Annotated in this window: 30 protein-coding genes, 1 rRNA gene and 1 pseudogene; 16 read left to right on the forward strand and 16 right to left on the reverse strand. The window is 38.2% G+C overall.

The window, feature by feature from the left end:
* Window positions 1-255 precede the first annotated feature (255 nt).
* The gene (locus CDG56_RS09355) at window positions 256-1,077 is read left to right on the forward strand and encodes an SDR family NAD(P)-dependent oxidoreductase (protein WP_087547707.1); all 822 of its coding nucleotides are present in this window, start codon (window positions 256-258) and stop codon (window positions 1,075-1,077) included.
* Between the two features lie 59 nt (window positions 1,078-1,136).
* Here CDG56_RS09355 and CDG56_RS09360 read toward each other — a convergent pair whose 3' ends face one another.
* From CDG56_RS09360 to soxR, 4 genes and pseudogenes are all read right to left on the reverse strand, one after another.
* Window positions 1,137-2,591 (reverse strand): NAD(P)(+) transhydrogenase (Re/Si-specific) subunit beta, encoded by a 1,455-nt coding sequence (locus CDG56_RS09360; RefSeq protein ID WP_004906661.1) that lies wholly within the window; start codon window positions 2,589-2,591, stop codon window positions 1,137-1,139.
* Between the two features lie 3 nt (window positions 2,592-2,594).
* Window positions 2,595-2,918, reverse strand: a complete 324-nt coding sequence (locus CDG56_RS09365) for a proton-translocating transhydrogenase family protein (protein WP_004681730.1) — start codon at window positions 2,916-2,918, stop codon at window positions 2,595-2,597.
* 11 nt (window positions 2,919-2,929) lie between these two features.
* Complete coding sequence (locus tag CDG56_RS09370; protein ID WP_087536582.1) at window positions 2,930-4,057, reverse strand: Re/Si-specific NAD(P)(+) transhydrogenase subunit alpha; 1,128 nt, start codon at window positions 4,055-4,057, stop codon at window positions 2,930-2,932.
* Between the two features lie 697 nt (window positions 4,058-4,754).
* A pseudogene (soxR, locus tag CDG56_RS09375) lies at window positions 4,755-5,238 on the reverse strand (redox-sensitive transcriptional activator SoxR).
* A 71-nt stretch (window positions 5,239-5,309) separates the two neighbouring features.
* Here soxR and CDG56_RS09380 point away from each other — a divergent pair.
* On the forward strand, window positions 5,310-5,729 hold the full coding sequence (locus CDG56_RS09380) for a RidA family protein (RefSeq protein WP_087536581.1): 420 nt from the start codon (window positions 5,310-5,312) through the stop codon (window positions 5,727-5,729).
* A 20-nt stretch (window positions 5,730-5,749) separates the two neighbouring features.
* Complete coding sequence (locus CDG56_RS09385; RefSeq protein WP_087547708.1) at window positions 5,750-6,949, forward strand: MFS transporter; 1,200 nt, start codon at window positions 5,750-5,752, stop codon at window positions 6,947-6,949.
* Between the two features lie 139 nt (window positions 6,950-7,088).
* Here CDG56_RS09385 and orn read toward each other — a convergent pair whose 3' ends face one another.
* Window positions 7,089-7,643 carry an oligoribonuclease gene (orn, locus tag CDG56_RS09390; RefSeq protein ID WP_087547721.1) on the reverse strand — a complete coding sequence of 185 codons (555 nt, stop codon included), beginning with the start codon at window positions 7,641-7,643 and terminating at the stop codon, window positions 7,089-7,091.
* A gap of 124 nt (window positions 7,644-7,767) precedes the next feature.
* Here orn and rsgA point away from each other — a divergent pair, with 124 nt between their 5' ends.
* The 4 genes from rsgA (at window position 7,768) to secB (ending at window position 10,097) form a co-directional block, all read left to right on the forward strand.
* Complete coding sequence (gene rsgA / locus CDG56_RS09395; RefSeq protein ID WP_005164291.1) at window positions 7,768-8,826, forward strand: ribosome small subunit-dependent GTPase A; 1,059 nt, start codon at window positions 7,768-7,770, stop codon at window positions 8,824-8,826.
* A 94-nt stretch (window positions 8,827-8,920) separates the two neighbouring features.
* Window positions 8,921-9,337: a rhodanese-like domain-containing protein gene (locus CDG56_RS09400; protein WP_087536578.1), complete on the forward strand. Its 417-nt coding sequence runs from the start codon at window positions 8,921-8,923 to the stop codon at window positions 9,335-9,337.
* Window positions 9,338-9,348: 11 nt separating this feature from the next.
* Complete coding sequence (gene grxC / locus CDG56_RS09405) at window positions 9,349-9,609, forward strand: glutaredoxin 3 (protein WP_087545584.1); 261 nt, start codon at window positions 9,349-9,351, stop codon at window positions 9,607-9,609.
* Window positions 9,610-9,638: 29 nt separating this feature from the next.
* Window positions 9,639-10,097: a protein-export chaperone SecB gene (secB, locus tag CDG56_RS09410; protein ID WP_087536577.1), complete on the forward strand. Its 459-nt coding sequence runs from the start codon at window positions 9,639-9,641 to the stop codon at window positions 10,095-10,097.
* 60 nt (window positions 10,098-10,157) lie between these two features.
* Here secB and CDG56_RS09415 read toward each other — a convergent pair whose 3' ends face one another.
* The 4 genes from CDG56_RS09415 to coaBC all read right to left on the reverse strand — a co-directional run bounded on the left by CDG56_RS09415 (window position 10,158) and on the right by coaBC (window position 13,587).
* On the reverse strand, window positions 10,158-10,766 hold the full coding sequence (locus CDG56_RS09415; RefSeq protein ID WP_087545581.1) for an alpha-ketoglutarate-dependent dioxygenase AlkB family protein: 609 nt from the start codon (window positions 10,764-10,766) through the stop codon (window positions 10,158-10,160).
* Window positions 10,753-11,595, reverse strand: a complete 843-nt coding sequence (locus CDG56_RS09420) for a bifunctional transcriptional activator/DNA repair enzyme AdaA (RefSeq protein WP_087547709.1) — start codon at window positions 11,593-11,595, stop codon at window positions 10,753-10,755. The genes CDG56_RS09415 and CDG56_RS09420 overlap by 14 nt, the downstream gene beginning before the upstream one ends.
* 203 nt (window positions 11,596-11,798) lie before the next feature.
* Complete coding sequence (locus tag CDG56_RS09425; protein ID WP_087547710.1) at window positions 11,799-12,176, reverse strand: cytochrome b562; 378 nt, start codon at window positions 12,174-12,176, stop codon at window positions 11,799-11,801.
* Window positions 12,177-12,330: 154 nt separating this feature from the next.
* The gene (gene coaBC / locus CDG56_RS09430; protein ID WP_087547711.1) at window positions 12,331-13,587 is read right to left on the reverse strand and encodes a bifunctional phosphopantothenoylcysteine decarboxylase/phosphopantothenate--cysteine ligase CoaBC; all 1,257 of its coding nucleotides are present in this window, start codon (window positions 13,585-13,587) and stop codon (window positions 12,331-12,333) included.
* 110 nt (window positions 13,588-13,697) lie between these two features.
* Here coaBC and radC point away from each other — a divergent pair, with 110 nt between their 5' ends.
* Window positions 13,698-14,411, forward strand: a complete 714-nt coding sequence (radC, locus tag CDG56_RS09435; RefSeq protein WP_087545575.1) for a RadC family protein — start codon at window positions 13,698-13,700, stop codon at window positions 14,409-14,411.
* A gap of 65 nt (window positions 14,412-14,476) precedes the next feature.
* Window positions 14,477-15,388, forward strand: coding sequence for a bestrophin family protein (locus CDG56_RS09440; RefSeq protein WP_004664130.1), 912 nt, complete (start codon window positions 14,477-14,479; stop codon window positions 15,386-15,388).
* 212 nt (window positions 15,389-15,600) lie between these two features.
* Here CDG56_RS09440 and CDG56_RS09445 read toward each other — a convergent pair whose 3' ends face one another.
* On the reverse strand, window positions 15,601-16,452 hold the full coding sequence (locus CDG56_RS09445) for a PHP domain-containing protein (RefSeq protein ID WP_087547712.1): 852 nt from the start codon (window positions 16,450-16,452) through the stop codon (window positions 15,601-15,603).
* Between the two features lie 45 nt (window positions 16,453-16,497).
* Between CDG56_RS09445 and CDG56_RS09450 the strand changes: the two genes are divergently transcribed.
* The 4 genes from CDG56_RS09450 to mnmC are packed head-to-tail and all read left to right on the forward strand — an operon-like array spanning window position 16,498 to window position 19,820.
* Window positions 16,498-17,109, forward strand: a complete 612-nt coding sequence (locus CDG56_RS09450; RefSeq protein ID WP_004664925.1) for a septation protein IspZ — start codon at window positions 16,498-16,500, stop codon at window positions 17,107-17,109.
* Between the two features lie 24 nt (window positions 17,110-17,133).
* Entirely contained in the window at window positions 17,134-17,436 is a 303-nt protein-coding gene (locus tag CDG56_RS09455) for a YciI family protein (RefSeq protein ID WP_005164260.1), read from the forward strand.
* Between the two features lie 3 nt (window positions 17,437-17,439).
* Window positions 17,440-17,892, forward strand: a complete 453-nt coding sequence (locus tag CDG56_RS09460) for a hypothetical protein (protein ID WP_087547713.1) — start codon at window positions 17,440-17,442, stop codon at window positions 17,890-17,892.
* Window positions 17,893-17,909: 17 nt separating this feature from the next.
* Window positions 17,910-19,820, forward strand: coding sequence for an FAD-dependent 5-carboxymethylaminomethyl-2-thiouridine(34) oxidoreductase MnmC (gene mnmC / locus CDG56_RS09465; protein WP_087547714.1), 1,911 nt, complete (start codon window positions 17,910-17,912; stop codon window positions 19,818-19,820).
* Between the two features lie 69 nt (window positions 19,821-19,889).
* Here mnmC and CDG56_RS09470 read toward each other — a convergent pair whose 3' ends face one another.
* Complete coding sequence (locus CDG56_RS09470; RefSeq protein ID WP_087547715.1) at window positions 19,890-20,204, reverse strand: rhodanese-like domain-containing protein; 315 nt, start codon at window positions 20,202-20,204, stop codon at window positions 19,890-19,892.
* A 90-nt stretch (window positions 20,205-20,294) separates the two neighbouring features.
* Here CDG56_RS09470 and CDG56_RS09475 point away from each other — a divergent pair, with 90 nt between their 5' ends.
* The gene (locus tag CDG56_RS09475; protein ID WP_004655922.1) at window positions 20,295-20,783 is read left to right on the forward strand and encodes a YajQ family cyclic di-GMP-binding protein; all 489 of its coding nucleotides are present in this window, start codon (window positions 20,295-20,297) and stop codon (window positions 20,781-20,783) included.
* A 14-nt stretch (window positions 20,784-20,797) separates the two neighbouring features.
* A complete protein-coding gene (locus tag CDG56_RS09480) occupies window positions 20,798-21,292 on the forward strand; it encodes a DUF4442 domain-containing protein (RefSeq protein ID WP_087547716.1) in 495 nt (164 codons plus the stop codon).
* Window positions 21,293-21,340: 48 nt separating this feature from the next.
* Here the strand turns inward: CDG56_RS09480 and CDG56_RS09485 are convergent, their stop codons facing one another.
* Genes CDG56_RS09485 through CDG56_RS09495 form a run of 3 tightly spaced genes read right to left on the reverse strand, consistent with a single transcriptional unit; the run spans window position 21,341 to window position 23,090 of the window.
* On the reverse strand, window positions 21,341-21,754 hold the full coding sequence (locus tag CDG56_RS09485; protein WP_005164249.1) for an acyl-CoA thioesterase: 414 nt from the start codon (window positions 21,752-21,754) through the stop codon (window positions 21,341-21,343).
* 1 nt (window position 21,755) lies between these two features.
* Window positions 21,756-22,193 carry a thioredoxin TrxC gene (gene trxC, locus CDG56_RS09490; RefSeq protein WP_087547717.1) on the reverse strand — a complete coding sequence of 146 codons (438 nt, stop codon included), beginning with the start codon at window positions 22,191-22,193 and terminating at the stop codon, window positions 21,756-21,758.
* Entirely contained in the window at window positions 22,194-23,090 is an 897-nt protein-coding gene (locus tag CDG56_RS09495; protein WP_087547718.1) for an alpha/beta hydrolase, read from the reverse strand.
* A 123-nt stretch (window positions 23,091-23,213) separates the two neighbouring features.
* Between CDG56_RS09495 and CDG56_RS09500 the strand changes: the two genes are divergently transcribed.
* Entirely contained in the window at window positions 23,214-23,549 is a 336-nt protein-coding gene (locus tag CDG56_RS09500) for a TIGR01244 family sulfur transferase (protein ID WP_004664941.1), read from the forward strand.
* Window positions 23,550-23,827: 278 nt separating this feature from the next.
* Here CDG56_RS09500 and CDG56_RS09505 read toward each other — a convergent pair whose 3' ends face one another.
* Both CDG56_RS09505 and rrf read right to left on the reverse strand, forming a co-directional pair.
* Window positions 23,828-25,852, reverse strand: coding sequence for an Ig-like domain-containing protein (locus CDG56_RS09505; protein WP_171295138.1), 2,025 nt, complete (start codon window positions 25,850-25,852; stop codon window positions 23,828-23,830).
* 337 nt (window positions 25,853-26,189) lie between these two features.
* Window positions 26,190-26,298, reverse strand: a 5S ribosomal RNA gene (rrf, locus tag CDG56_RS09510); the annotation flags it as partial.

Below are 26,298 nucleotides of genomic sequence, written 5' to 3' on the forward strand. Positions count from 1 at the left end.
CCTAAAAAGAACAAGAAATTAAATGCAAATAGAATGCCAAAACAAACTTCATTTATTCAAAAAATTTATTGGTTTATATTTATCTATCATAAAAAAGCGATTTAACATTCTTATTGATGATTAAAGTTTTTTTACTCAAAGTACAAAGATGAGCTATTGGTAATTTTAAAAAATTGACATGACAAATTGTCAATTTTAACGCACTATAACACCACCTTAGAACTCGGTTAATAAAAAGTATCACAGGAGTAACACATGAAGGTCTTGATTACAGGTGCAAATACAGGAATTGGCTTTGCTACAGCGGAACAATTGGTCAAACAAGGACAACATGTCATTCTTGCCTGCCGCAATCCTCAAAAAGCACAAGCTGCACAAGAAAAATTACGTAAACTTGATCAAGCACAAGTAGACTTAGTTTCACTTGATTTAAATAGTCTTGAACAAACCCGAAAAGCGGCAGATCAAATCGCTAATCAATATGGCAATCTAGATGTTTTAATCAACAATGCTGGCCTTTTTGCCAAAACCAAGCAACTCACTGCTGATGGATTTGAACAACAATTTGGGGTGAATTATCTCGGTCACTTTCTTTTGACGCAAAAACTACTCCCAGTATTAGACAAAGCACCTAAAGCCCGAATCGTACATCTTGCTTCGATTGCACATTGGGCAGGTTCAATCAAACCTAATAAGTTCCGTGCAGAAGGTTTTTACAATCCGCTGTTTTATTATGGTCAATCTAAATTAGCGAATCTTTTATTCAGCAATGCACTGGCTGAACAAATGGCAAACAGCACAATTACCAATAATGCTTTACATCCAGGCGGTGTTGCATCAGATATCTATAGAGAACTCCCTAAACCAGTATATGAAGTCATGAAAATTGGTTTAGTACCCACCTCGGTTCCTGCAAAGTTAATTACAGATATGGCTATTGCAGATCATTGGGCAAATCGTAATGGTGAATATGTCAGTGCACATATGCCAGATTGGAAATCACCGCATGCTAAAAACCAACAGCTTGCGCGCGATCTTTATACTCAATCTATGGATCTTGTAGAAAAATATCTTTAATTAAATCGAAAATAAAAAAGCCACCCAAGGGTGGCTTTTTCAATCCTGATAGGGTCAGATTAGTGACCACCACCATTGATTGCTTTCGTCATATCTTCAACAACTTTCTTCGCATCACCGAAGATCATCATTGTTTTTTCATTGTAGAACAAGTCATTGTCTAAGCCAGCATAACCTGTTGCCATAGAACGTTTGATCACCATGATTGTACGAGCTTTGTGAGCTTCAAGAATCGGCATACCATAGATTGGTGAACTTGGATCATCTTTCGCTGCAGGGTTAACTACGTCGTTCGCACCGATTACAAGTACTACATCTGTTGCTGGGAAGTCTGAGTTGATCTCATCCATCTCTAAGATGTCTTCATACGCAACATCAGCTTCAGCAAGTAATACGTTCATGTGACCAGGCATACGACCTGCCACTGGGTGAATCGCAAAACGTACTGTTACGCCTTGTTCTTTTAAGATTTCACATAATTCTTTAACTGCATTCTGTGCACGACCTTGCGCCATACCATAACCAGGTACAATCACAACGCTGTCAGCATTTGACATCAAGAAACCTGCGTCATCTGCTGAACCAGAACGATAGTTACGTTGAACTTGTTCGCCTTTGTCCGCTGTAGCAACTGCTGCACCACCCATCGCACCACCAAACAATACGTTGATGATTGAACGGTTCATCGCCTTACACATGATGTAAGAAAGAATCGCACCAGAAGAACCTACAAGTGAACCAGCAACGATTAACATATTGTTTTCTAGTGTGAAACCAATACCAGCTGCAGCCCAACCAGAGAATGAGTTAAGAAGCGATACCACAACTGGCATATCACCGCCACCAACTGGCGCAATCCAAACCCAACCAAATGCAAGTGCAAGTGCTGTCATCGCCCAGAAAGCAGTCATGTTATTCGTCAAGAAGAACATAATGCCTGCCGCAAGCATTGCAGCAAAGATAAGCGCTTGAACAGGTTTAACCCATGCACCAGAAATCGTTTTTGCCCATTTCTTAGCAGCTAATTTACCGTAAGCAAATACTGATGCTGTAAATGTAATCGCACCAACGAAGCAACCTACAAACAATTCAAATAAATGAACTTTGCTCATATGAGCATGCTGTACGCCAGCAGCAGTTAAAGCAGCTTCATTTTCAGCAAATAATGCTGTTAATTGATTGTTGTGTAAAATCGCAGCAATCGCAATTAATACCGCAGCCAAACCAACCAATGAGTGCATTAAAGCAACTGTTTCAGGCATTTGTGTCATCGGAACAGTTCGCGCACGGGCGATACCAACAACACCACCAAGTACCATCGCACCAACGATCATCCAAACAACTGGATGTTCTGCAACAAAGAAGGTTGTCACTACAGCAATCGCCATAGCGATCATGCCGTAACGGTTACCTGCGATTGCAGTTTTAGGACCTGACAAACCACGCAAAGTTAAGATAAAAAGGACGGCACCAATCAGGTAGAACCAATCCGCATAGTCTCGAATAAATTCCATCTATTAGCCCTCTTTTTTCTTTTGCTTCGGCTTGAACATTTCAAGCATACGAGCAGTTACAGCAAAGCCACCAAAAATGTTGATACTTGCCAAGAACACAGCAATTGCACCCAAGATGCTCACAACGTTTACGCTTTGGAAAGCTACATTTGCTTCAACACCAATCACAGGCATACCCACGGTTTGGATCATTGCCCCAACGATAATGATTGAAGACAATGCGTTCGTTACCGCCATAAGTGGTGTATGTAACGCAGGTGTTACTCCCCAAACTACGTAGTAACCTACGAAGATGGCAAGGACGAAAATTGTAATCGTTTCAACCATGAGAACTCTCCTTAACCGCGCTTGAGCAGTACTTGACCGCCATGAGTCACGAGTAACGCTTTTTGGATTTCATCTTCTTGATTGATCGCAAAGTTTTTGTCTTTGTCGAATAATGTTTCAAGGAAGTTGAAAACGTTACGGGCATACAATGCAGATGCTTCTGTTGCAACTGTGCCTGGAATGTTTGGGATACCCAAAATTTTCACGCCATTTTCAGTAACAACAGTTTCGCCTTCTTTAGAACCTTCAACGTTACCACCCGTTTCAACTGCCATATCTAAAATGACAGAACCCGGTTTCATCTTGGCAACAGTTTCAGCCTTGATCAGGCGCGGAGCATTACGACCCGGAATCAATGCAGTCGTGATTACGATGTCAGCATTTGATACAGCTTTATCTACAATCGCAGCTTGATCTTTGATGTATTGCTCACCCGGCTGCCAGCCATAACCGCTTTTCGCAGCTTCAGCAGCACGTTGCTTTTCTTCATCTGACATTGGTACGTCTAACCATTTACCGCCTAAAGACTCAACTTGTTCTTTAGCCGTTGGACGTAAGTCAGTTGCTTCTACAACCGCACCTAAACGTTTTGCAGTCGCAATCGCTTGAAGACCAGCAACACCAACACCCATGATCACAACACGCGCAGGTTTTACTGTACCCGCAGCCGTCATTAACATTGGGAACATACGTTGATATTCAGCCGCAGCTAACAATACAGATTTATAACCCGCTAAGTTTGCTTGAGAAGAAAGTACGTCCATGTTTTGTGCACGTGAAAGCGTACGAGGAAGTAACTCTAAAGCAAAAGCAGACACTTGCTGAGTAGCAAACTGGTCTAATTCTGGATTGCGGTAAGGGTCAAACATAGCTATTACAGTTGTATTTGCCGCAAGTTTTTGAATTTCGTCACCTTTAGGGGCACGTACCTTCAAAATAATTTGGCTGCCTGTATAAGCATCGTCCGTAATAGTTGCGCCAACTTGTTCATAAGCACTGTCAATATAGGCTGCTTTAACACCAGCGCCACGTTGAATGACAATGCTATGACCTGCGTTAATCAACTTCTTAACTGTTTCTGGTGTTGCCGCTACACGACTTTCACCTGCAACAGTTTCGGTTGGGATTCCGATCTGCATGAGCGTTCCTCAAGCTAGTTTTTCTTAAGTAAACATCGCAAGTAGCAATGTTTCCCCCAGGAGTATTCTTTGTTGAATTTTGGATTCTAATGGAACTTTTTTAAAATTCCACCCAATATTTATTTAATAAATACCTATATTTTGAACTGATGATTCAGATTAATGTTTACAACTTATATAATCAGCATGTTTGCCTACTTATAAGTAAAAAAACTTTATCTTTATATACTATATAAGTAAATCTGATTATTTAAACAAACTCACCAGCTCACTATCTTTTTCAGTCATCAACATCAGATAAAAAAGTAAGGTATAAATAATAAATCAGGGCTTTGTTGCATCAATGACTTATAATCAATACAAATTACTTATCTGGTTTAGATATTGAACGTATTGTGATTTATAAACCATCCGAATCTGCATCATAATCATGCAATCAATCGGTGGGATTGGCTTCTTAGAACATTTATAGCGTTTTTAGAGCGACTTCGATCAAATTTTTACAGATAAAATTATCGATTAGTAAAGACTAAGCAAATCATTCAAAATGATTCAAAGATGCGAATAGCGATCAATCAAGATAATTATCAAAAATAAATGTAAAAATTTTAAATGGCATTTTTTCAAGTGATATTTGTATGATTTTGTCTAGTAAAACCTCAAAAAATGCACAAAATTAGTGCAATAAAATCATCTTTTAAAATTCTGACTCATTTTTTTGATTCATTAAAAATAAAATTTCTTGAAAATGTGCACCTATTGCCCCCTCTCCCAGACAATCTTCAGGATTTCGCAAAAGATATTGCTCCAAAGACAAACAACCACAACCGATACATTGATCCAATTGTTGGCCTAACTGCAACAACATCATGATTTGCTGATCCAATTGCCCTTGCCACTCTTGTGACATAATTTGCCAATCTTTTTCGTAGCCACTTGTTGCTTTGGTAAGATACTCAGCGTTTGTTTTATTTGTTTTAAACTGATCCCAACCTGTTGAGCTGCTTTTATAATTGCAATTCGCCTAAGCATCGCACGCTGATACCTACGCTGATCCCCCTCCGTTCTAGTACTCCAAATCAGATTTTTTCTTCATAAAAACGAATGGTTGGAACACTTACGCCGCTACGTTTTGCAAGTTTTCCGATGCTAAGCCATGTTTCTGAGGAATATTGTTTCAAAATTTCCTTGATCTCTAGTTAACTTGAACTTTGATAGTAGCAGATATCATATTTTATAAAGATGTACCGTAATGAATAAAATAAATACTCAAGCCTTTCAAATAATTCATCCTGAAGCGCTCTATCATCCTAGAAGCAATGGATATAGTCATATTGCTGTTGTGAAACCGAATATGCGAATTATTCATCTCGCGGGGCAAGGTGGAGAAAATAAAAATGGTGAACTTTCACCTTTTTTTGACCAACAGGTACAACAAGTCTTTTATAATATTCAACAGGCTTTAGCCTCAATTCAAGCAACACTTTCAGATATTGCCGTGTTACGTGTTCTGATTGTTGATCATGACACTCAGAAACATCAGCTGGTGATTAAAACAATAGTGGATCTTTGGAAAACTTATGAATTCCCTGTTTGTACACTTATTCCAGTCACAGGCTTAGCATTACCAGAAATGCAAATTGAAATCGAAGCGACTGCGTATACTGCCTAAGATCCAGAGAAGAGAATATTATGTCAAACACCCAAAATATGAGTCAAAATAAAGCCTTACTCTGGTTTATGGCAACAGCATGTGGTTTATGCGCAGGTGCAAACTATTATAGCCAACCCTTAATTCACTCCATTCAGCAATTTTTTGCAGTGACAGAGGGGCAAGCAGCCCTGACTGTAACTTTTGCTCAAGTTTCTTATGCGCTCGGTTTGCTCTTTATTGTTCCAATGGGCGATGTCGTTAATAAGACCAAATTTATTCCGCTCTTAATGGCATTATGTGCGGTAGGCCTATTTATTTGTGCTTTCTCTGTGAATCTACCAATGCTTTGGATTGGTACAATTCTAGTTGGACTATTTTCTGTCGCTGCTCAAGTGTTAATTCCACTCGCAACCATGACTGTTGAACCAGAAAAAACAGGTGAAGTTGTTGGCTTTCTCATGAGTGGTTTATTGGTTGGTATTTTACTTTCCACAAGTCTTGCAGGGCTGTTTTCAAATTTGTTTCATTGGAAAGTCATTTATGTCGTGAGTGGTATTTTAATGTTGATTTTGGCTTATGCACTCAAAAGTCGACTTCCATATGTTATGCGAATCAAAATGGATTACAGACAAATTTTTGTCTCTATGGCTGAATTATTAAAACAAGAAAAACGTTTGCTATTACGTGCATTGACAGGTGCTTTTGCATTTGCGGCAGTCAGTATTTTGTACTCAACGATTGCTTTATTGCTCACAGCAGCACATCATCTTCCTGACCTTGTGATTGGAATGGTTAGCCTTGTCGGTATTTTCGGCGCATTATCAACTCAATATATAGGTCGTTACGCTGACCAAGGTTATACCAAACAATTAACTTGGATCGGTTGTGGCTTGTTCATCCTCAGTTGGATTTGTTTCTATTTTGCACAAACTTTTCTATTCAGCTACATTCTTGGATTTGCCGTTATCCAATTGGCTTTAGCGCTTGTCCATACTAGTAATCAAAGTATTATTTTCCGTTTAAGACCTGATGCAAAATCTCGAATTAATGCCATATATATGACGGCGTATTTTACAGGCGGTGCTTGTGGCTCTGCACTTGGGATTTTTTCATGGAATCATGGTGGTTGGACAATGACGTGCATCGCTGGAATAAGTCTTGTTTTTGCCTGTATACTTTTTAGTTTATTGGATAATTACTTAATTTATAAAAATGAAAATACTGCACATAATTGCTAGGCTTCAAACTAAAATCACTTATCAATCAATGTATACATCAAAAATTCACCCCAAAATAATCAGTTTAATGCTCATTATTTTGGGGTTACCATTTTATTAGCCAATATCTCAGCTAACTACTTTTGAGAATCAATGACTTTTAATGATTCATAATAAAAAAGTATTCACGGTAATATTTTAATTCAGCAATCGAATCACGAATATCGTCCATCGCCAAATGTGAGGCATTTTTCTTTAAACCACTCATAATTTCAGGTCTCCAGCGTTTCGCTAACTCTTTGACAGAAGACACATCTAAATTACGATAATGGAAAAATTGTTCCAACTCTGGCATTAAACGATGTAAGAAACGGCGATCTTGGCAAATCGAATTACCACACATCGGTGAAGATTTTGGATTGACCCATTTCTTTAAGAACTCAAGTGTTTGCTGCTCTACATCTTGTGCATTCAACTTGCTGCGACTTACGCGTTCGATCAAACCAGATTGACCATGTTGCTTGGTATTCCACTCATCCATTGCATTCAAAATGAGATCTGATTGATGAACAGCTAAAACAGGCCCTTCAGCTAAAATATTAAGGTTGTCATCTGTAATAATTGTTGCAATTTCAATAATCTTGTCATTATCAGTATCAAGACCTGTCATTTCAAGGTCAATCCAAATTAATCGTGTATCTGGGGTGCTGCTCATAAATAGCGATTCTAAAGGGCTTAAAAACATCAATAGTAGCAAATTAATTACATCTTGGCTGTAATTCTATAGTGGCTTCATGCTATTTTTGCGGTCTTCAAAGTGTGGATTTTTTGGGACATGAATGGCTTTAATTCGTAAGCGTCGTTTAACTGAACAACAACAGCGTCGTATTGAGAAACAACACAAATCCCGTCAAGACGACATTGATACATCGCAAGATTTAGATGGGTTGGTTGTTCAGCATTATGGGCGTCAACTCGAAGTGCAAGCCTTATCGGTTCCAGAACAACATCCTGAAAAACCACAAATTGCCGAAGGTGAACCAGAACCATTCTGGAAACCAATCGAGTTAGACAGTATCTGGCGCTGTCATACTCGTACTAATTTAGAACTCTTGGTTACAGGTGATCGAGTCAAGTGGCAAGCAGATCCGAATACGGGCTTAGGTATTATTACTGCGATTTATCCAAGACAATCATTACTCACTCGACCAGATCGTTATCATAAAGTTAAACCTGTTGCGGCAAATATTAGCCTGATTGTGATTGTATTTGCGCCGTTACCAGAACCTGCTCCAACATTGATTGACCGTTATCTAGTGGCCTGTGCCGATGCCAACATTCCTGCGTTATTGGTACTCAACAAATCAGATTTACTGACTGACCATGATCCTATTCTCACGATGCTCAGTGAGTATGAAACTTTGGGTTATGAAACCCTGATTTGTCATTCTCGTGGTGATCTATCTGAGTTGTCTACACGTTTGGATAATGAGACGGTGGCTTTCGTTGGGCAGTCTGGTGTCGGTAAAAGTTCGCTCATCAATACCATCGTTCCAGATGCTGCACAGAAAACCAATGTGATTTCCGAAAATTCAGCACTTGGTCAGCACACCACCACCTCAACACGTTTGATTAAATTTGGAACAAACGGTGCATTAATTGATTCTCCTGGAATTCGCGAATTTGGGCTATGGCATCTCAGTTTAGAAAAGGTACGTACAGGTTTTCCCGACATCGAAGCCCATTTAGGGCTGTGTCAGTTCCGTAACTGCACCCATACACATGAGAAAAATTGTGCCCTAAAACAAGCGGTTGATGCAGGCGAAATTTTGCCGCGTCGTTTAGACAGTTACCTACGCCTCATTGATGAGATTCAAGAAGCGCAGCAAAAAAGTTAGTTTTCTTCAAGTTTTGCCCTTGAACTAACATTTTTGATCACCATAGAGATAAGTTATACTCAGGGTCAATTTTGATTTTAACTTTAGGTGACTTGTGGAACGCTGGTTAGAGTTTATGGGGAATCACCCCTTCTTGTTTGGTGCGCTCGGCGTGTTAATTGTGTTGTTCTTTATTTTAGAAGGACAACGCAATGGCCGTAAAATTTCACCACAATCACTCGGTATTTTGGTCAAGGCAAAAAATGCCATGTTGATCGACTTACGTGATGCGAAAGATTTCCGTGATGGTCACATCAGCGGTAGCCGTAACATTCCATATAGCCAAATCACAAGTCATGTAGATGAATTAAAAGCAAGTGATCGTCCATTGGTATTTATATGTAACTTAGGTCAAGTTGCGGGTACAGCATTACAAAAAGTTGCGCATGCAGATAGCTATCGTCTAGATGGTGGTATCAGCAACTGGAAAGCTCAAGGCTTACCCTTAGTTAAAAGTAAAACCAAAGCTTAAGGAGCAATAAGATGACAACTCCAAACGTCACAATTTATTCAACGCTGTCTTGCCCATACTGTGTACGTGCAAAACAATTACTTGAGCGTAAAGGCGTTGCTTATAAAGAAATTAATCTTTCCAACGAAGCCCCTGAAGTTCGTATTGAGTTAATGCAACGTACCAATCATCGTACTGTGCCTCAAATTTTTATTAAAGATCAATTTATCGGTGGTTTTGATCAACTTTATGCCTTAGAGCGTGAAGGTAAACTCGACCAATTATTAGCTTAACAACACACTCCAAGATTTAAGGAAAAACCATGAGCGAAGAACAAGTTCAACCACAACTCGCGTTAGAACGTATTTATACAAAAGACATTTCTTTTGAGGTTCCTGGTGCGCAAGTATTTACTAAACAATGGCAGCCAGAACTCAATATCAATTTATCTTCTACAGCAGAAAAAATTGATCCAACACACTATGAAGTGTCTTTAAAAGTTGTGGTTCAAGCAAATAATGAAAATGAAACTGCGTTCATCGTTGATGTAACTCAATCAGGTATTTTCCTTATTGATGGTGTAGAAGAAGATCGCCTTCCTTACATTTTAGGTGCATACTGCCCAAATATTCTATTCCCATTCTTACGTGAGTGTGTAAATGACTTAGTCACTAAGGGTAGCTTCCCACAATTGTTACTTACACCAATTAACTTTGATGCTGAGTTCGAAGCAAACATGCAACGTTTACAAGCGGATGCTGATGCACAAGGTCAAGCATAATTACGCTGATCATAGTATTAAAAAAGGACTGATTTTCAGTCCTTTTTTATTGTCAAATAATCAATCAACAATTGTTCTGAAAGTCAAACTAACTCTAGGTGTGGTCACTTTCTTGGTGGGTGGTAAACGATGTAGCCAGTAGCTTTGTGTTGTATCTTTCATCACCAATAAACTGCCATGCTCTAAGTACAACTCGATTTTTTCCTTGCTATGTTTATGTTTAAATGCAAATTTTCTTTCTGCCCCAAAACTGAGTGAAGCGATTGCACCATCTCTTTTAAGATCTGTTTCATCATCACTATGCCAAGCCATGCCTTCTTCACCTGTGTGATAAAGATTGAGTAGGCATGAGTTAAATAATTCACCTGTTAAGCTTTCGACAAGTACCTTTAATTCAAGTAATTCTTTTGTCCAAGGCAACGCATATTTATTGATATTTGAATAAGTATATTCAAATGCCTGATCACCATACCAAGCCACTTTTCTTTTGGTAATGATTTTTCGCCCAAAAATGATTGCTTGATCATTTTCCCATGCAATGTTTTGCAGCAATTTATCAAGATAATCATCGGCAGACAAATGGGGAACGACTTTACCGTAGTACTGTACCGTACCATCATAAGGCAGCCAGTTATATTCTGAGTCAGCTTCAATATCAAATAGTTGCATGACTATGAATACCCTCCCAAGCAATTATTGCCGTTTTTCTCACTTGCCCCCATTCATATCCGCCGAATGCACCTGTCGATTGAATCACACGATGGCATGGAATCAGAAAAGCAATCGGATTACTACCAATTGCAGTACCCACCGCACGTGCGGCTTTAGGATGATCAATCGATTTTGCAAGCTCTCCATAAGTCGTGAGTTGACCCATTGGAATTTTGAGTAAAGATTGCCAAACCTTCAACTGAAACGCAGTCCCTTTTAAATGTAATTTAATCTTGGCCAATTGATTGTGATCTGTCTGAAATAGGGCTAGAGCACTTTGTTGAAGTGAATCTGATTGAGCAATAAACATTGCTTTAGGAAATTGTTCTTTTAAATGCTGTAAAGCTTCTGTTGGTTTTTTTACAAATGTTAAAGCACAAATCCCCTTGGATGTTGAAGCAACTAAAACCTCACCGAATAATGTGTCTGCAAATTGATAAGAAATTGTTAAAGCTTCACCACCATTTTTATATTCAGCAGGCGTCATTCCTTCAATCTGAAGGAAAAGATCATGTAATCGACTGGTACTCGATAAACCTGTGGCAAAAGTCGCATCAAAGATACTGCCCTGTTGCTGCTTCAGAATCTGTTTTGCATATTCAATACTGGTATATTGTAAAAACTTCTTAGGGCTCGTCCCTACCCATTCCGTAAATAGACGCTGAAAATGTGCTGAGCTCAAATGAATATGAGCTGCCACCTCATCAAGTTGTGGCTGCTGCTGAAAATTTTGTTGAATATAAGCAATTGCTTGAGCAACTTTTTGATAATGTTGTTGTGAGGACATAGACCACCTCTCATCATTCACATTTTCACTGTATCAATTTTAAAATGCAGTGAAAATCTGAATCATGCTAAGTTTAAGTTTTTGTTTATCCTTCTCTCTGTACAAATAAAAAACTGTGCTCATTCAAGCACAGCTTTTAAAAGATAGAACATAAAATACTTTAGCTGATTACAAGGGATGACTCACCAATCATCTCGATGAGATTAATGTGTATAGTATTTATGTCCCTGATCACGTAACTCGGCAATTTTTTTGCCCTGTTTTTTTGCTTCATCTAATTTACCTGCTTGAACAAGTACTTTAGCCTTATCAATCTCAACAATAATTTGATCAAATAAAGTTGTTGAGGTCGGTACTTTGTCCGTTGTATTTACCGCTAATTTATATTGTTTTGAATGCGTTGCTGCATTACGCATATTATTTAAAGCAGTTGTCGCTGCTTGTGGATTTTTAGCTTGGTTAAACGCTTTATAGTTTTTACCTAAAGCTTCCATATCATCATGTAAACCCGCAGCCATAACGGTGCTGCTAAGGGCAAGAGAAGAAAACATAATCACGGTGGCTAAAGTTTTTTTAATCATCAAGATATCCTATCGAAAACTGTGGCTGTAGATGGCTGATCAGAAGCAAAACTTATTGAACTCTGATTTGGCCGCATATATTGCGGCGCTGTTTTAGCATACATAAAAAATGCAACGATTTCGTTGCATTTTAATAAAAGTAAAACTGTTTTATTTACGACTTCTGTAGTAAAGCATCATGTATTGCCTCTACCAACTGTTGCGAAATCTCTTGCTTTGACGCTTTCTCTAACTCACGCTTTTCCATATGGTATGACTGAGCAAAAAATACTGTCATTGCATTTTCATCAGAAGCGAAACCAATATCAGGTCGAGACACATCATTACACGCAATCATATCGAGTTTTTTAGCAACCAATTTTCCTGCTGCATATTGCTCAACATTTTGGGTTTCAGCTGCAAACCCAACCATAAATGGACGTTGTTGTTGCTTTGCAATCGTCGCCACGATATCTGGGTTCTTCACCAAAGCGACTGCAAGTTCATCACCTGCTTTTTTAATTTTATGTTCTGCAACTTGAGCCACGCGATAATCAGCAACCGCCGCAGTTGCAATAAAAATATCACAACCTTCTTTAAGCTGATTCATACTGACCTCAAGCATTTGCATAGCTGAACTTACATTAATCCGTTGTACACCATTTGGTGTATCTAAACTCACTGGACCTGCAACTAAAGTGACTTTTGCACCAGCCGCATAACATGCTGCTGCCAAAGAAAAACCCATTTTTCCTGTACTGTGATTAGAAATATAACGGACAGGATCAATTGCTTCGCGCGTTGGTCCAGCTGTAATCGTGACACGCTTGCCAGCGAGTAAACCAAATTTCTCAGCAATTGCACGTTGTGCTTTATGAAAATAAGCTGCAACTTGTTTAGCTAAATCCTCAGGTTCAGGCATGCGACCTAGACCAACATCTCCACAAGCTTGTTCACCAGCATCAGGCATAATGACATGCACACCATCTTCAACCAAAGTTTGTAGATTGCGTTGCGTTGCTTTTGCTGCCCACATTTGCTGGTTCATAGCAGGTGCAACCCAAACAGGTGCTTTGGTTGCTAAATATAGGGTGCTCAGTAAATCATCTGCCAAACCATTGGCAAATTTTGCAATGCTGTCACAACTTGCAGGTGCAACCAGAATCAGATCAGCCCAACGTGCCAATTCGATATGTCCCATGCCTGCTTCTGCTTCAGGATTAAGCAATTCGGTATGTACAGGGTTTCCTGAAAGTGCTTGAAAAGTGAGCGGTGTAATAAATGCTTGTGCGCCTTGTGTCATTACGACACGAACATCGAAACCAAAATCTTTTAAACGGCGGACTAAAATCGCACTTTTATAGGCAGCAATGCCGCCAGTAACCGCTAATATAATGTTTTTATGTGGAATAACACTGAGATCAAAGCTCACAAACAGGATACCTTACTGTTGCAGTGGCGCTCACAATAGCATTAAATACGGTCATACCCAAGTGATGTACTTGGAAAAATCATCATCATAAAAAAATTGTGTGAATAAAAATGAATCAATCAATAAGACAATCTATCAAAGCATGGCCTGAACAAGAACGCCCACGTGAACGCTTATTACTACAAGGTGCACAAAGCCTATCTGATGCAGAACTATTGGCTATTTTTCTACGCTCAGGCTCAAAACAACATTCGGCGGTGGAACTTTCTCGAATTCTGATTCAACATTTTGGTGGCTTGAATCCGATTTTTGATGCATCACTTGAAGACTTATCCCAATTTAATGGAATTGCTTCTACCAAATATGCCCAACTCATGGCAGTTAAAGAACTTGGACGGCGTTATCTACACAACTATTTTCATCAACAACGTTTATGTCTAGATACATCAACACTGGTATTGGATTATTTGCGCTACGAACTGCAAGGTGAAAAGCAGGAAGTTTTTGCTGTACTTTGTTTAGATGCTGAACTCAGAAAGCTCCATTTCAAAAAACTATTCTATGGTTCACATCATTCATGTAGCGTTTCGCTGAATCAAACCTTACGTTATGCCTTACAACAACAGGCTTGCCAAATCGTGGTTGCACATAATCATCCTTATGGTATTGCTCAACCTTCACCAGAAGATATTTATCTGACTCAGCAACTCAAACAAGCCTGTAAACTATTGGAAATTAATCTGATTGATCATTTTATTATTTCAGCAGAAGATCATTTTTCATTTTCTGAACAACAACTCCTCAACCCCACTAAAATCAAGTAATCTCATCTTGACAAAGCCCAAATCTAACCCGAACATCAACACATAAAATTAATGATTCAAATAACATGATTGTCCGTGATCAACCGAGTATTTTTAAAGTTTTATTCTCATGGCGCGGGACGATTTTGCCTAAAATTTTACCCTCGCTAGGATTTGTCATGCTTATCTCTGCCATTATTGGTGGTGTTGAGTATGTAGATCTGTATCGATTTCCAGAAATTCCTTTGGTAGGTTTTACACTGATTGGGGTTGTCCTTTCGATTTTTTTGGGTTTTAAGAATACAGCTTGTTATGATCGCTGGTGGGAAGCACGTAAGCTTTGGGGTGTTTTAATTGCAACTTCTCGCCACTTTGATCGTGACTGTCGTGTATTAACTCAGGCTCGCCGCGAACGTATTATTCAAAATGTAATTGTATTTGCGAATGTATTACGCGACCGCTTACGTCACCAAACAGCAAATCCCACTGAACTTACAGAAACCAGTGGTCTAAGCCAGCAAGCACTAACTCAACTCTATCAACAACATAATGCACCACAATACACACTTAGCCTGATTCAATGGGAACTATTACAAGCCATGAAAGAAGGTGAAATATCAGATATTATTTATACTCAAATGAACCGCCATGTCGCGGCTTTAAGTGAAATGCAAACGGGTTGTGATCGTATTGCGAATACCCCGATTCCATTTGCCTACTCTGTTTTACTGAATCGTACTGTATATTTTTTCTGCTTTATGCTGCCGTTTAGTTTGGGATCTTTATTAGGTCTAGTGACCCCACTTTTAGTCGGAATTTTGGCTTATACATTTTTGGGGTTAGATGCTTTAAGTACAGAAATTGAAGAGCCATTTGGAACACAAAGCAATGACTTGCCTTTAGATGCGATGGTACGTTCAATTGAAATTGAATTACTGGGAACATTAGGTCGCCCAACCCCTCCACCGATTCAAGCACATGATCATAATTTATTGTAAATTATAAATTTAGATAAACCGATGACGTTTCGTTCAGTTGTAATCAAACACAGTATTTGATGATTTATCAAATACTGACAGCGGCAAAGATTGATTTTTAGATTAAAGAAATCATTAGATTGCAAAACCGTGAAACATCCATTGTATGCCCCATAAAATAGTGATCAAAAAGATGATGATTAAATATAATTCTATTTTTTTCATGTGCAGATTTATCTAAAACTTTCCCAAATACCTATCTGCTCTTCCTTCACTCTAGGTGTATTCCCCAGTTTAACCCACGGCATATTGTCGCCATGAAAATCACTGCCGATCGAAACAGCTAAATCAAATTGCTCAATCATTCGATCGACCATTTGACGTGTTGATAGAGGCTCTACAGGCGGAGGGAGTTCAACCGCATCGCCACCCGATTCAGCAAATAACTCAATCAAATAACGGATGTTGGTTGCAGACAGATCATAACGGGTTGGATGCGCTAAAACTGCGAAGCCTTGGCTGGCATGGATCACGTCAATCGTTTCTTTAAGCCCTAAACCTTCAAATTTCACAAATGCCTTTTTTCCTTCTTTAAGAAAAAGGTCAAATGCTTGTTGTGGGCGACTGACAATATTTTTCTCTACCAATGTTTTGGCAATATGGGTACGGGTCACTCGGTCTGGATGTCCATCAACTTTGGCAATCACATCTGGGTAAATATCAAAATCAATACATTTCTCTAATAAGCTACAAATCACTTTCGCACGTTCAGCACGGACTTTTTTCTGATTTTCAAGCATTGCTTTTATAGGCGTCTCATCTTGCATATTCAAAGCAACAATATGAACACCATAACTCTTTTTAATATTTGGTCTTGACCATTGGCTTGATATCTCCACACCAGAAATGATTTTAATATCATATTCTTGAGCATGTTTCTTGGCACGACTTAAAGCATCCATCGTGTCATGATCTGTCACGGCAAGCATCTTTATTTTTAAATCAACAGCCGCCTCTACCAGTTGTTCTGGAGAGTACGTACCATCTGAAATGTGGGTATGTGTATGTAAATCGACACCGAACATGGTTTGTATTATGCTATCTGACCTATTTCATCATCGTACTGTAACATGAAAGCGTTGCTCGACTATCTGCCGATTATTATCTTCTTTTATTTTTATAAAACCACTGATCCCAAAGATAGTCATCACCCTTTATTACAGTTGGTTGGTAGCGCAGGAAATACCGATCAAAATCATATTCTTGTGGCAACCTGTGCACTTTTAATTTCAACGCTTGTTGTTTACGGTTGTTTGTTCTTTTTCCAGAAATTTAAACTGGAAAAAATGCAATGGTTTATTGTTGTCATGTCGGTGATTTTTGGTGGAATCACACTCGTATTCAGTGATGTGACCTACATTAAAATGAAAGCAATCATCATCAATATCGGTATTGGAATAGGTTTTTTAGTTACCCCATTATTCAATAAAGAACGTACCCCGATTATTAAAAAGCTTCTTGGTTCATTACTCGAGTTAAGTCATCAAGGCTGGATGAGATTGAACTTAGCGTGGTGTGGACAATTCTTTTTGCTTGCCGCTTTACATTTTTTCTTTGGATTCGTCTATATGCAAGGCAAATATTGGGGCGAATTCACGGCTTTCGGCGATATTATCGTTTCTATCAGTTACCTTGCTGCTATACTATTTTTCTTAAGAAAGCATTTTAAAACCACCGACTGAATTTTGAATCATTGAGCGACTGCCATGCCTTATTTTGTCCTAACCTGCACTGATCATGAAGGTACCTTAGAAAAACGTTTAGCAACTCGTCCACAACATATTGAACGATTGCAAAAGCTAGATGATGAAGGACGTTTAATTGCTGCTGGCGCTCATCCTAAAGATCCAAATAATCCACAAGCAGGTTTTTTAGGCAGTACGATTATTGTTGAATTTGACACGCGTGAAGCGCTAGATAGCTGGATTCAGGAAGAGCCTTTTTTAAAAGAAGGAATTTACTCAAATATTGAGGTAAAGCCTTTCAACAAAGCTTTTCCAAAAGGGTAAATCATGCACTTTGCAGCCAAAAGCTTTTTCGCCTTATGCTTAATGAGTTCATCAGTCTGGGCTGTTGAACCAACACCAGCTATTGCACCGACAACAACTGTTCAAGCTAAACCAAACTCAACAACAGCTTCCACCCCTGTTACTACGGCAACTGCTAAGCCCTTAACTGCTGAACAAATTGCAAAGGCTAAACAGCAACAAGAAGCAAAAGTCAAAGCATTGGTTCAAGATCAAGCCAATCGCTTAAAACAACTTGAAAATGCCAATCTTGAAGCGCTCTCGCAAAATCAAGAATTACAACTCAAAAATGACAATCTTACTGTTCAGATTCAAGTTTTACAAAGTGAGCGCAGTGCTCAAATGTTCTTGTATGGTGCTATGACCATTGCAGTTGGTGTCATTCTAGGTTTCTTTATTGCGAGCTATGTCTACACCAAACGTCGTCGCCAGTGGTAACAATATAATTTTTATTTATGTCTCATTCATCAAAATTACAAACTGCTGAATTAGATTGGGAAATAGTCGATGGCATCGAAATTCCTATTTCTAAACAATTCGGTGATGTCTACTTTTCTAAAGACAATGGTTTGCTTGAAACCCGACATGTATTTTTAAATGGCAATGATTTAACCGAACGCCTCTCTCAACTACACGATTATCAATATTTCTGTGTAGGTGAAACTGGTTTTGGTACAGGACTCAATATTTTGACCCTGTGGCAACTCTGGCAACAAGTTCGCTTAGATAATCACAGCCATTTACATGTTGTCAGCGTTGAAAAATTTCCATTAAATAAAGCAGATTTGATCCGCGCACTCAATGTTTGGACAGAGCTCAAACCTTTAGCAGAAAAATTGATTCAGCAATATCCCTTGCCAATCGCAGGTTGTCATCGCTTAAGTTTTCCTGAAGAACGTTTTAGTATTGATTTATGGCTAGGGGATGCTCAGGATATTTTTCCAACGATCCCTAAAATCCAAGCAGTGAATGCATGGTTTTTGGACGGTTTTGCTCCATCTTGTAACCCAGATATGTGGCAAGCAAATGTCTTAGATCATATGGTGCGTTTATCTGATTTTGGAACAACTTTCGCATCCTTTAGTGTCGCTGGCATATTAAAACGTGGGCTTAAACAACACGGTATCCAAATCAGCCGTCCACGAGGTTTTGGTCATAAACGAGAAATGCTCAAAGCTATTTGGCTAAATGCTTCACAAGAAGAAAAAGACACCGCCGATTCGAAGCAAGACATAACGATTCAAAATGAATCTGAAATAACAAGCTCAGCATCTGTACAGCGACATATTGCGATTATTGGCGCAGGAATCGCAGGTTTAAGCTCAGCATGGGCATTTGCTCAACGAGGACATCAAGTTACGATCTACGAGCAAAATGAGCCGCTTTCAGGAGCATCTGGCAATCCCTTGGCATTGCTCAATCCAAAACTATGCCCAATTGAACAGGCGCATGAACACTTAATGACCTTGAGTTGGCAACATGCGTTGAATTTTTATCCTCGTTTTAAGGCATTTAGACCGATTCAAGTAGAGCAAATTGCATTAAAAAATGCAGATGAACTGCTAGGACTGGTTGAGCAATATCCTGAAAACGTTTTAACTACAAATACAACACTTGAATGCCTTTCTGAAACAGAGCTTCCAAGTCTGACCTTACATCAAGCTGGCGCAGTTTCACCACATCAATTACGTGATGAGATTTTACAACATGCTAATATTCGCATAGAAAAAGCAAAAATTTCTCGATTAGAGTCGACTGATAGCCAAGTTACACTCTGGCAAGACCAACAAAAAATTGCCATAACGGATCATGCGATTGTCTGTTGTGCTAAACAAAGTGCTGAACTCATCGAAAACTATCCTGTCTTAAAGCCAATTCGAGGACAAGTCAGCTGGGTTGAGAATAGCCAGCGGCCTTTAGCACTGGATCAAGCTTATAGTTATGGTGGCTATTGCATGCAACTGGATGCTTCACAGTTAATTCTGGGTGCATCTTTTTATCCCAATCGGGATGATGCAGAAGTGCTAACTGAAGATCATGTGCATAACTACGAACTTATCCACAGTGTCTTCCCTCAATATGCAGAACAACTTCCAAAGCTGGAGACTTGGCAAGGAAGAGCATCCGTTCGCGCACAAAGTTTAGATTATTTCCCCTTAGTTGGAAAAATACAAAATCTTGATCAAATCTATACTTTTGCTGGTTTAGGATCGAAAGGTTTCTTATTTGCGCCATTATGTAGTGAAATCTTAGCAGCATTAATTTTAGGTGAACTTTGCCCAGTTCCTCAAAGTTTATTGGATAGATTAAATCCTCAAAGATTTCAAAAGAAATTAAAAGCTAAAAAACCTTATTATTCTGGGTAAATTATTATTTTAGTTGTTCATTCTTTAAATTTGCCAAAATACCTAAGTATTTTGGCAAATTTAACTGATCTATGCGCCTTGTTCTAAAGCTAAGCCAGCATCACGTGCTGCACGTGTACCGCCCATCAATACAACATATTCACGAGAATCATCAAAACCTTCTAAAAGCTCTGCTGCGCGTGGTGCTTTACTACCACCTCCACATAAAATATAAATCGGCTGATCCGCTGCAACCTGAGTCAAACTATCCGCATTAATTTCAGCAATTGGACGATTCAACGCCCCTTTGACGTGTGCCTCTGCATAAGCTTTGGCATCTCGGACATCCCAAATGACTGCGCCTTCTGGGAACTCAAATGTTGTAATTTCTTGTTTACGGATCATTGTGCACTCCTTTGATGTAAACAACACTTGGCAAATGAAGAAAACACCCTTAGCATCTCAAATATTCTTTCCCTTTGTAAAGGTCTAACCATGCCTTCTTTTGATATTGTTTCTGAATTAGAGTTATTTGAAGTCAATCATGCTGTACAAAATACAGAAAAAGAGATTGCAACACGTTTTGACTTCCGCGGACAAGACGTTTCAATTGAGTTAAATGAAAAAAATAAAGAAATCAAAATCTCAACTGAAAGTGACTTCCAATGTGAACAAGTCTATACCATGCTTGAAAATCACTTCTATAAACGTAAGATTGATGTACAAGCTTTAGATCCACAAAAAGCCACTGCTTCTGGTAAAAATGTAGTCCAAGTGATCAAGCTGAAAGATGGACTTGACTCAGATACCGCAAAAAAAATTAATAAAGCCATTAAAGAAAGTGGTATCAAAGCGCAATCTTCTATCCAAGGAGACAAAATCCGTGTCACAGATAAAAAGCGCGATACATTGCAACAGGTCATGAACTTTTTACGTGAACAACAATTTGGTCTACCACTTCAATTTAATAATTTCAAAGACTAAGCATTAGGTTCATTATGGCAAAAGATAACCGTCTTTATACGCTGGTTAAAACCACTTCTAAATTTCCAAAAAGTATCCGTAGTACGCTATGGAGTAAAGCTTTTGGTCGTGTTGTTCCTATGGTTGGAACAGCAAATATTCGTTATTTAGAAGTTGATAAAGACCATGTCACTGTGCGCATTGAAAACCAACGTAATATGCAAAATCATATTAAAGGGGTTCACGCAGCAGCAATGGCGTTATTAGCAGAAACTGCAACGGGCTTTTTAACGGGCTTACATATCCCAGATGATCGTATCTTGTTAATTAAATCATTGCATGTTGACTATTTAAAAGTTGCTCAAGGCGGTTTAACAGCAACTGCAACATTATCAGCAGAGCAACAAAAGTTTATTGCGGATAATGATAAAGGCGAGTTATTAATTCCTGTGATCGTCATCGACGATTCTGGTAACGAACCAATTCAATGTCAGATGCTTTGGGCTTGGCTACCAAAACGTAAAAAATAGCCTTAGATTTAAAATAAAGCCCAATTAAATTTGGGCTTTATTGTTTTATCAGCTTGCTAAAAAATCTTGCTTAATTTGTTCTGAGATTTGTCGCTTATTACCATTCACGTCAACAGCAACAAATGTAAAAACACCTTGAGTAACTCGAATCGGATCACGCGAATTGTCGTGACTATTCCATACCTCGATTTGCACCTGTACGGAAGTATTTCCGACTTTCAAAATTTTAGTATAGCAACTAATCACATTTCCAACCTTAACAGGCACAAGGAAGGTCATTTCATTAATTGCAATTGTTGCACATCGTCCCTTGCTCAAACGCTCAACATGAATCGCTCCTGCGAGATCCATCTGTGAAACAATCCATCCTCCAAATACATCACCACTCCAGTTTGTATCTGCTGGCATAGCAATATTCTGTAAGGATAAAACCCCTTCTGGATGATTTGAACGTTCAGTCATGTTAATGTCCTTGATGTTGCTGTAATTGCTGATTTAACCATTGCTGTAGCTCTGGTGTACGTAATGCACCACTTATTCTGGCCAATTCAGTCGTCTTATTCATTAAGACCAAAGTCGGAATACTGCGGACATTAAATGCAGCACTTAAACGTGGGTTTGCTTCAGTATCAATTTTAGCAAACACGACGTGAGGATTATGTTTGGCAACCTCAGCAAAATGAGGTGCCATCATTTTACAAGGATTACACCATTCTGCCCAAAGATCGATGAGTACAGGTAAATCTGAATGACTAATGAAATGGCTAAAATTTTGCTCATTTAATTCAATTGGCGCTAACGTTAATAATGGTTGATGGCATTGCCCACAGTTTGGATGAACTGCTAATTTTTCTTCAGGTACACGATTTTTTGCACCACAGGATGCACAGACAATGATCATTTACATCACTCCGATATGTTGATGTAAAAATTCTAATTGGGTTGTGACTGCTTTTTCAAACCAAGAACCGTGATAAATATCGAAATGTTTCATTTCCCACTCATGATAGCTTACAAATGGTGCAATATTTGTAGCAGCTTCACGACTAGATTCAATTGGAATCAAAGAATCATGTTTCGCAGCAATAAACAAAACAGGGATATTAATTTTGCGTACAAATTGAATCGGACGATAGCGCATTAAATTAAAAAATACACGTGCAGGAACTTCACCACTCCAATAATAGTCAGGATTTACAATCGAATGATAACCATAATAACTATCAGAGGTCGGTAAAAAGCATAGTTTATGCTGACCTACAACTGGCAAAGTTTTAGGTACTAAGCCCATCTTAGACCCCATGTAATCTTGGCTAGAACGCTTTAAAGCCTCTGGATAACGTTGCAATGGGTATAATTTTGCTGTTTCCACACCATCAACATAAGGCACTTGTACCATGACGGCCTGAATATTTTTAAGGTCAGTGGCTAAACTAAGCGCATATCCGCCGCTTAGTGAGGTTCCCCATAAAATAATACGTCGACTATCGATTAATTTACAATTCGAAGCATATTGAACAATGGTTTTCCAATCGTCTAGTTGAGCACCGAGTGAAACCAATTCACGCGGTTTTCCTGTGCTGCCCCCCCAATAGCGATAATCAAATAAAATGACAGCATAGCCAGCTTTAGCGAAACGTTGTGCATACTGAACTAATTTAAATTGGCGTAATCCAGCAAATCCATGTGCCATAAGAATTACAGCAGGTTTAATATTGGTCTTTGGTAGGTAGAAATCTGCTGCTATGGTTTCTTCGCCACTAGGAACATACAACGGCTCAACTGTATAGGTGTGCATGCGCGCTCCAATGCTTTATCTTATTACTTATCATCATTTATTTGCTACAGACATTTAAACTCAAGATCAAGCTTAATGCTATGATAGAGCATAAAATGTTTTGTTTATTTTTGGAGTGACAAGATGTCAGAAAATGTTGGTTTTGCAGGTCAAATCGGCCCTGAGCATGTAGATCAAGTTGTCGAAAAAGGCTTCAAATCTATTATTAATAATCGTCCAGACATGGAAGGTGGTTCTGAACAACCTACAAGCGCACAGATTGAAGAATCAGCTCGTAATGCTGGCCTAGATTATGTTTACCAACCAGTGGTTGCAGGTCAGATCACAGAGTTAGATGTTCGCACATTTGCTAATCACTATAACGAATTACCAAAACCTATTTTAATGTTTTGTCGTACAGGTAATCGCTCTAATAACCTATACCAATTAGCGAAGCAGATGGATTTGTTGGATGACTAAATATTTAGAGATATCTAAGATAATTTACATAATACTGAATTAAGAAATTAGCAAAAAATAGGCCCTTATTCATATTATGGGTCTATTTGATTTTTCGATTTTAGACAAAAGAGTTAATTTCAGCCAATATAATTAACAATAGATTTAAAGCTTATATCATTTGATATTTCTTTATGAGATTAAAAATACTTTCCTATAAACTGCTGTAAATCAATCCTTCAAAATAAAATGCTCAATCAAGTTGATTGAGCATTTTATTTAAATAAAAAATTTCTAAATTATTTGTAATTACTACAAGTACTAATATCTGTACCGAATGGACTAGTTTGATCTGGTCTCCATTTGCCATCTGTATCATCTACATCAGCCGCTGCAACAGGAGGTACAAAGGATAAAGCCATCGTATTATCTTTGGTTGATACCGTAGTAGATGCATTTAAATTAACACGTAGCCAATTTGAATAATTCTTACCATAACGTACTTTAAAATCAAACTTACCTTGTGAATCAGTAATAAAGGTTGCTTTAGTTCCAAGTGGCGCATTATTCACACTTAGAATAGCAAGGTTACTTGCATACTCATTAGATGGGCACTCAACAAAAGTGGTAATTCGTTTTGGAAGGTTATTCTCATAAATAGTATAATCACGAGACCAACGCCAAATACCTAACCATGACCACATACCATCACTTGTTTGTGCGTAGGTATAATCGCGTACCCAATTAAATTTCCCTTTCATAAAACTTACAAGTTCTAATGAAATACTAATTTTTTGGTTTGGAATTGGATTCCCTGCTGTATCTACAACAGATGCAGAGAAATCTTTATTATAGTATGTATTATTATCTGGATCTGTAGCAACTAAATGGTTTTGTGAAATTGTGATATAGGCAGATTGAGTTGCAACGGTTAATTTCAAAGTTGGTGAATATACTGGTTCTTGTACTTTTGCATCACCAGCTGAAGCATTAATCTCTACACCACCACCTAATGTCTGAGCAGCACCAGCAGTATAAATCACTGTTGCACGACCAGCACTATCAGTAATAGCTGTTGGTTGAGAAATCTGTCCCGTTGAAGAAGTATCTTTTATAATATTAAAAGATACTTCTGTATCAGGAATTGGAGAACCATTTTTGTCTTTAACTAAAGCAATAACCTTAGTATTAGCCCCTGGAGCTAAAACACTAGACTCAGACTGTATCGAAATCATAGCAGGTAAGCCAGGACTTACTCTTTGAGCAACATAAATAACATTTGTACCAAATGTCGCTGATATCGTAGCTATTGAGGCTACAGCACCTGAGAAAGTAGTAGTAGCATCACCGACCCACATACCATTTTCTTGTCTAATATTAGTAATGGCAACTTGAGGAGTAACTGTGCCATTTGTAGTTGCAAATTTAACAGTTTTTCCACTTAATTCTGCTTGGGTAGCTGCACTTACTTTGAAAGTAAGAAGCTTAGGTATATCAACACCAACTGGATTTGTATTTGAAGTTAACTGTAATGCATTATTTGCAACATTTGCAGTTAAAACAACAGCATCAGTTGTCAAAATATTTGTAACTGTTTGATTGGAACCTTCAACTGTCAATTTACCAAGTAAACTCAATTTATGATTTGTTGAATTTAAAACAGTAGCATAAGGTACTTTAAAAATAGCACGGCCATTTAGATCTGTTGAAATTACATCTGAAACAGTTTTTCCTGATGCATCAACTAAACTTGCTTTAGCTCCGCTTAATGGTTTACCAACTGCATCCAATCCAATTAATGTAATATTAGCAGTAGCCCCTTCCTCTAATAAATTCATATCTGAAGAAATAGTAATAGCAGTTCCATTCACAGGAATAGCTAATTCTTGTTTTGTTTGACCAGATGTTACAACAACAGTAATTGTTCTGTTCATTTGTTGATTAAGTGTTGTATTCACTAAAGATAACGTTGTTTTAGTTAATCCATTCTCATCACTTACAAGATTACTTTTAGTACTCAAACTTGCGCCAGAATTCTCAGCATCTTTAATTTCGATTTTGACATTTGCTTTAGGTATAATACCGCCTGTCTTATCCAATGTACGAATTGTCAAATCCAAGCTATCTTGACCACCCGCATTAAGACTACTTTTACTTTGACCTACAGATAAGAGTTCAGCAGATACTTGTGTTGACGTATTTGTATTATCAGTATTGGAAGATCCACTATTTGTGTCAAAATAGCCTCCTCCCCCGCCGCAACTCGCTAACATTACTGACATAGTAATCGCTGACAACTTTAGAGTAAGCTGTTTTTTATTCATCATCATTCCTTTATATCCCCAATCTAACCTAAAACAGGATAAGATTTTTAATTATAAAAATATGCCTAATGAAATCACAATCTAGCTTTTATGTAAATATACTTTATCTTCAAGTAAAAAATATAAAAGAGAACTTATTCAAACTATTTTCTTGAAACGAGATTTTCACTAAATTTTAAGATTTAAATTTTTATAATTCGCTTAATTCTAGGACCTAATTCAAAAAATGAATTACTTAATATTCATCAATTAAAGGTACTACAACTTTTTGATATTTCCTTTCCGGAATAAATAAAAAACACCCCTAACCATTAGGTTAGGGGTGTTTAGATTTAAAAGCTGGCGATGACTTACTCTCACATGGCAAAGGCCACACTACCATCAGCGCTAAGAGGTTTCACTTCTGAGTTCGGGAAGGGATCAGGTGGTTCACTCTTGCTATTGTC

It is taken from the genome of Acinetobacter sp. WCHA39 (assembly GCF_002165385.1).
Taxonomy (GTDB): domain Bacteria; phylum Pseudomonadota; class Gammaproteobacteria; order Pseudomonadales; family Moraxellaceae; genus Acinetobacter.